Below are 6,546 nucleotides of genomic sequence, written 5' to 3'. Positions count from 1 at the left end.
CCGGCGGGTCGTCGCGCAGGGCCACCCGCTTGAGGGCGCCGAGCGCATCGCCCGCCGCAAGGGCGCGCGCCGAAGCCGCGATCAGCGAGTCCATGGCCGGCCCGCCGAGCGCCTGTTGCGCCCACGCCTCACAGCAGCTTCGCCTGCCTGGCCTGCGCCGTCAGTTCCGCGCGGAAATCCGGGTGCGCGATGGCAATGAGTTCCTGCGCGCGCTGCCTGGCGGACTTGCCGCGCAGCTGCGCCACGCCGTATTCGGTGACGACGTAGTTGATGTCGTTCTTGCTCGTGCTCACGTGCGTGCCCGGCGACAGCGACGGCACGATGCGCGAAATGGTGTTGTCCTTGGCGGTGGACGGCAGCACGATGAAGGCCTTGCCGCCGCGCGAGCGGTTGGCCGCGCGCACGAAGTCCGACTGCCCGCCCGTGCCCGAGTACGGGGCGTGCCCCAGGCTCTCGGAGCCGCACTGGCCCAGCAGGTCGATCTGCATCGTCGCGTTGATGGCAATCAGGTTGTCGTTGAGCCCCGCCAGCGCCGGGTCGTTGGTGAAGTTCACCGGGTGCATCTCGAGCGCGGGGTTGCGGTCCATGAAGCGGTAGAGCCTGCTGGAGCCCAGCGCGAAGGTCGCGATCGACTTGCCCGGCAGGTAGTTCTTGCGCCGGTTGGTCACCGCGCCGCTTTCCACCAGCGTGAGGATGCCGTCGCCGATCATCTCGGTGTGAATGCCCAGGTCTTGCTTGCCCGTGAGCTGCATCACCACCGCGTCGGGAATGCCGCCGTAGCCGATCTGCAGGGTCGAGCCGTCGTCGATCAGCTCGGCCACGTATTTGCCGATGGACTCCTGTACCGGGCCGATCTTCGGCAGGCCGACTTCCATCACCGGCGCGTCGTTTTCGACCAGCGCGGCCACCTGCGAAATGTGCACATGGCAGGCGCCATGGGCGAACGGCACGTTCGGGTTCACCTCGAGCACCACGGCGCGCGCCTTGGCGATGGCGGCCATGGTGTAGTCGGCCCCCAGGCTCACCGCGAAGTAGCCGTGCGCGTCCATCGGCGAGGCCATGCTGAACACCACCTCGGCCGGAATCTGCCCGCGCTCGATCTGCGCCGGGATCTCCGAGAAGTAGTTGGGAATGAAGTCGATCCAGCCCGCCTGCCCGCCCGCGCGCGTGGCGCCGCCGAAGAACAGCGCCACGTGGCGCACATGCTCGACGGTCTCGGGGTCGATGTAGGCGTACTTGCGCATCGCCAGGATCTGCGCGACCTTCACGTCGCGGAAATCGCGGCGCTGCGCCGACAGGGCCGTGAGCAGCGTCGGCGTTTCGCCGACACCGGTCGGCACGATGATCATGTCGCCATTGCGCACCTGCTGGCGCACGGCATCGGCGGCGGAAACGAGCTTGCGCTGGTAGAGGTCCTGGATCGTCATGAAAGTGGCGTTGTCTCTGTTATTCGTTGTGTTGTCTGTTCAGCGGGGCGCGTCGCGCTGCGTGTCGTAGCCGCCCCGCCGCGCCGCCTGGTTGCAGCGGGTGCGGAACACCAGCGCCTGCTGCGCCTCGGCGACGTTGGCCGCATCGCCCTTCCATGCGTCGAGCGCGGGCTGCTGCACCGCGCGCGAGAACGAGAAGGTCAGCGCCCAGGGCATGCGCGACTTGTACTTGGTGTTCATCGCGTTCAGGCGGGCGGAGGCGAGCTGCGCGGACTGCCCGCCCGACAAGAACGCCACGCCCGGCACCGCGGCCGGCACGGTGCGCAGCAGGCAGGCCATGGTGGCGTCGGCCACCGCGTCGACCGAATCCTGCGTGGCGGCCTTCTGCCCCGGCAGCACCATGTTCGGCTTGAGCAGCATGCCTTCGAGCAGCACGCCCTGCGCGCGCAACTCGGCGAAGGTGCGGTGCAGCACTTCTTCGGTCACCTCGGCGCAGCGGGCCAATGAATGGTCGCCGTCCATCAGCACCTCGGGCTCGACGATGGGCACCAGCCCCGCTTCCTGGCACAGCGCCGCATAGCGCGCGAGCGCATGGGCGTTGACGTCGATGCAGGCCCGCGTCGGCAACCCGCTCGCGATGGCGATCACGCCGCGCCACTTGGCAAAGCGCGCGCCCATGCCGGCGTATTCGGCAAGGCGCTCGCGCAGGCCGTCCAGGCCTTCGGTGACGGTTTCGCCGGGGTGCGCCGCCAGCGGCTTCGCGCCCGTGTCGACCTTGATGCCGGGAATGATGCCGGCGCCGGACAGCGCCTCGGCAAAAGGCTGGCCCGCGTTGGTCTGCTGGCGGATGGTTTCGTCGAACAGGATCGCGCCGCTGATGCTGTCGCCCAGGCCCGGCGCGGTGACGATCAGCTCGCGCCAGTCGCGCCGCGCGGCCGCGGTCTGCGGGATGCCGAGCGCGGCGAAGCGCTTGTTGCAGGTGGCGTTGCTCTCGTCCATTGCGAGCAAGCCCTTGTCGCTGGCGACGAGCGCCCGCGCGGTATCGATCAATGTCTGTGCAGTCATGGCCATGGCACCTCTCTGGCGGCCATCCTACGCCGTCTGGGGCAACTCAATACCACCCCCAACCTGATCGCTGCCCGACTTGGTGTTGCGAACAATGCGCCAACCGGGTCTTTGTCACGTTGACGCAGGCCGGCTGTACGCTTCGCGCGTCGGGACGGAAAGGAAGCAAGGATGAGCAGAGAGTCACAACAATGTCATGCGCGGCATGCCCCGGCGACCGCACTGCCGGGCCGCCTCGGCCTCGGTCTCGCACTTGCCGTTGCGGCGTTGCTCGCGACGCCTTCGGCGTTCGCGGAACTGGGGGGCGCGCCCACGCTGAGCCCGGCCCAGGCAGTGAATGCAGTGGGCGCCGAATCGCGCAAGGCCGCCGCCCCGGCGGGCAATGCTGCGGCAAGCGGCGCAACGAACTGGAGCGTGCGGGAGATCACCCTGCCCGACGGCCTCGTCGAACGCGAGTACCTGACCACCGACGGCGTCGTGTTCGCGGTGGCATGGCGCGGCACCCACCGGCCGGAACTCTCGGTGCTGCTGGGCACGCACTACGCCACGCAGATGTCGCAGAACGCGCGCGCGCTGCGCCAGCAAGGCAAGGGCTCTCGCGCCACGACCGCGCAGGCGGACGCCACGTTCGCGGTGCAGGCCTCCACGCACCAGCGCTCTTCGACGGGCGTGGCCTGGCTGCCCGCGCTGCTGCCCGCCGGCGTCGATCCGGCCACGCTGTCCATTCCGCAAGGTTCGTGACCACCTCAACCCTCCTGCAACGAGCCACCATGCCCACGGAACCACGACACGCCGGCAACGCACGCGCCGCCGGCACCCAGAACTCGATCCTCAGAACCGCGTGGATGGTGATCTGCGCCGCGAGCCTGGCGACGCTCGTCGTCGCCTGCGGCGGCGGCGGTGGGGGTGGTGGGGGCGCAGGTGCCCTGCCGTTCGTGCTGCCGCCCTCGACACCGGCGCCGGCCCCCGCCCCGGCGGCCAGCGCCTCGAACTCGGTGCCGCTCACGGTCTCGCATGGCGCGAACACGAACGGCGTCAACCTTCCGGTGGTCAGCATCCAGCTGTGCGCACCGGGAACCGGCACCTGCCAGACGATCGACAACGTCCTCGTCGACACCGGCTCCACGGGCCTGCGGATTGCCGCCGGCGCGCTCAATTCGTCGTTGCTGACGGCGCTGCCGGTCGAGACGATCGGCGGTGCGTCGCTGAATGCGTGCGAGCAGTTCCTGGACAGCTACACCTGGGGCACGATGCGCACGGCCGACGTCACGCTGGGGCCGAAGTCGGCCGCGGCGCAGCCGCTGCAGCTGCTGGGCGACGCGGCGGCCGGCAACGTGCCTAGCGCATGCTCCGACAACGGCACGCTGCCGGCGGAAAGCACTCCCGCGCAACTGGGTGTGAACGGCATCGTCGGCGTGTCCGCCTTTGTGCAGGACTGCGGCGCCGCCTGCGTGCAGAAGGCCATTGCGGCCAAGTACTACACCTGTGCCTCGGGCGGTGCGTGCCAGGGCACGGCCGTTCCGCTCGCGATGCAGGCGCAGAACCTCGTGGCCAACTTCGCGCAGGACAACAACGGCGTCGTGCTCAGCCTGCCCGCGATTTCGGCGGCGGGCCAGGGGAGCACCGTGGGAACGCTCTACTTCGGCGTCGGCACGCAGTCCAACAACACGATGAGCGGCGCGACGGTGCTGAAGACGAATCCGCAAACGCTCAGCATCTCGGTCAGCTACAAGAACGCGAACTTTCCGGACAGCTTCCTGGACAGCGGCTCGAACTTCTTCTTCCTGAACGATTCCACGATTGCGCAATGCGCGACGAACGGCCCCTACAGGGGCTTCTACTGCCCCGCGAGCCCGCAGGACCTGTCCGCCAGCTTCGCGGCCGCCACGGGGCCCGCGCTGAGCCAGAGCTTCTCGATCGCGAACGCGCAGTCGTTGTTCACGAGCAACCCGGGTGTGGTGGCGGTGAACAACGTGGCCGCCACGAGCAGCAACAGCGCCATCGATTTCGGCCTGCCCTTCTTCTACGGCCGGCTGGTCGGCGTGGTCAATGAAGGGAAGTCCGCGCTGGGCCAGCAAGGGCCGTTCACGGCGCTGGCAACGCCCTGAGATCGCCGCAGGAGTTCAGATCACGTTCTTCTCGAGCAGCGGCCTGTTCTCGAGGATGCGCGTGAAAGACACCGGCGACAGGTCGAGGCTGCGGTAGGCGCCGAAGCGGATCAGCTCCGCCACGCCGCGCCCCGCCGCCGGGCACTGCTGCAGCCCGTGGCCCGAGAAGCCGTTGGCAAAGTAGAGGTTGTCGCAGTCCGGGTGCAGGCCGAGGATGGCGTTGTGGTCGAACACGTTCATCTCGTAGTAGCCGGCCCAGGCGCCGGTCATGCGGATGGCCTCGAAGGCGGGCACGCGCTCTGCCAGCGACGGCCAGATGAAGTTGTCGAAGGCCTCGTACTCGACCTCCAGCGGCAGGTCGTCGTGGTCCTGCGCCTCGGGCGGCGCGAAGCCGCAGATGAACTGGCGGCCTTCGGGGCGCAGCCAGATGCCCGAGGTGTCGATGACCAGCGGGCAGCCGGGCAGCGTGTCGGGGCACGAGAAGCTGAACACGCTGCGGCGGCGGCCGCGCACCGGCAGGTCGATGCCGGCCCAGCCCGCCACCTTCGCGGCCCAGGCCCCGGCGGCGTTGACGACCACGTCGGCGGCCAGCGTCTCGCCGTTGTCGAGCTGCACGCCGGTCACGCGGCGGCCGTCGCGCCGCAGCCCCGTCGCATGCGCCTGCACATAGCGCGCGCCTTGCGACGCAGCCTTCTTGCGAAAGGCCTGCAGCAGGCTGTAGCCGTCGTACCAGCCCTCGCCCGACAGGCCCAGCGATGCGAGCGCAATGCCCTCGGTCGAGATCCACGGAAAGCGCGCCTTCAACTCGGCGGGCGCCATTAGCGCCACGTCGACCGCATGCGCCTTCTGCGTCGCGTGGTTCTCGCGCAGCACGTCGACGCCGGCCTGCGACGCCAGGTAGAGGTAGCCGGGCTCGACCAGGCCGATGTCGGGCCTGTCGTCGCCCACACGCAAGGTCTCGCCGAGCGTGCGGAAGAAGTCGATGCCGTACAGCGACATCTCGATGTTGATGGCGGTGGAAAACTGCTGGCGGATCGAGCTGGCGGACAAGGCCGACGACGCCTGCCTGTAGGAGAAGTCGCGCTCGACCACCGTGACCTCGAAGGCTTCGTCCTTCGGGTCGCGGGTCAGGAAATACGCGATGGCGGAGCCGATGGCCCCGCCGCCGATGATCACCACACGACGCATGAAATGCCTTTCTTGCCGCTTGCCATCATTGCTGTTCACCCGTCTCGTACGCCAGCCGCGCCGCCGCCAGATCCCACAGCGCGTGGCCGACCGTCTTGACCAGCACCGGCCGGTCCTTGCGCGCGGGCGACGCGTGGAAGAAGGCCTGCACGGCCGACCAATCGACGCCCGCCCGGAGCAGGTCGCCCGCCTCGGTGCGCGCCCCCTCCAGCGTATCCACAAACACGGCGCAGCGCCGCACGAGTTCGATCGGCACCTCGGCCATGTCGCGCGGTAGGCGCCGATGGCGATCACGGTGGCGTCGCCGCGCACACGGGGCGGGACCACGGGGTCTTGCGCGTTGGTGGCGGCGACGATCAGGTCGGCCTCTTCGGCTGCGGCACCCGGGTCTTCTGTCGCGTGGGCATCGACGCCGCGCGAACGCATGTGCCGGGCCAAGGCCTGCGCATGGGCCGGTGTGCGCGCGTGGATCTGCAGGCTGCGCACGCCCCATACGTCGGCAAAGGCCTCGGCATGGGCAAGCGCCTGCACGCCGGCGCCGATCAGCAGCATGCGCGACGCCCCCGTGCGCCCTGCCCTGATCGCCCCCGCCAGCGACAGCGCCGCCGTGCGCCGCGCGGTCAGCACGTTGCCGTCCAGCGAGAGCAGCCGCGCGCCGGTGGCCGCGTCCATCAGCGTCACGTCGCCCTGCACCACGGGCAGGCCGCGCGCGGCGTTGCCCGGGTGCACCGTCACCGTCTTCAGTGCCGCGAAGTGCG

General features: G+C 69.6%; 5 protein-coding genes and 1 pseudogene. 2 read left to right on the top strand and 4 right to left on the bottom strand.

The window, feature by feature from the left end; translation table 11 throughout:
• Nucleotides 1-128: 128 nt before the first annotated feature.
• Nucleotides 129-1,427, bottom strand: a complete 1,299-nt coding sequence (locus tag BMG07_RS39015) for an acetyl-CoA hydrolase/transferase family protein (protein ID WP_198088971.1) — start codon at nt 1,425-1,427, stop codon at nt 129-131.
• A 39-nt stretch (nt 1,428-1,466) separates the two neighbouring features.
• Nucleotides 1,467-2,492 carry a class I fructose-bisphosphate aldolase gene (locus tag BMG07_RS39010; RefSeq protein WP_198088972.1) on the bottom strand — a complete coding sequence of 342 codons (1,026 nt, stop codon included), beginning with the start codon at nt 2,490-2,492 and terminating at the stop codon, nt 1,467-1,469.
• A 171-nt stretch (nt 2,493-2,663) separates the two neighbouring features.
• On the opposite strand from BMG07_RS39010, the gene BMG07_RS39005 reads away from it, so the two are divergent.
• Together BMG07_RS39005 and BMG07_RS39000 are read left to right on the top strand one after the other, a co-directional pair.
• On the top strand, nt 2,664-3,233 hold the full coding sequence (locus tag BMG07_RS39005; protein ID WP_198088970.1) for a DUF2844 domain-containing protein: 570 nt from the start codon (nt 2,664-2,666) through the stop codon (nt 3,231-3,233).
• Between the two features lie 29 nt (nt 3,234-3,262).
• Nucleotides 3,263-4,600, top strand: coding sequence for a DUF3443 family protein (locus BMG07_RS39000; protein WP_198088969.1), 1,338 nt, complete (start codon nt 3,263-3,265; stop codon nt 4,598-4,600).
• 15 nt (nt 4,601-4,615) lie between these two features.
• Here the strand turns inward: BMG07_RS39000 and BMG07_RS43665 are convergent, their stop codons facing one another.
• Entirely contained in the window at nt 4,616-5,788 is a 1,173-nt protein-coding gene (locus BMG07_RS43665; RefSeq protein WP_269759842.1) for an FAD-binding oxidoreductase, read from the bottom strand.
• Nucleotides 5,789-6,118: 330 nt separating this feature from the next.
• Nucleotides 6,119-6,481, bottom strand: a pseudogene (locus BMG07_RS43660) (delta(1)-pyrroline-2-carboxylate reductase family protein); the annotation flags it as partial.
• Nucleotides 6,482-6,546 lie beyond the last annotated feature (65 nt).

The sequence above is a fragment of the Variovorax sp. E3 genome (genome assembly GCF_016082275.1).
Taxonomy (GTDB): domain Bacteria; phylum Pseudomonadota; class Gammaproteobacteria; order Burkholderiales; family Burkholderiaceae_C; genus Variovorax.
Note: the sequence above shows the minus strand (reverse complement) of the source record. Positions and strands in the feature narration are given on the sequence as shown.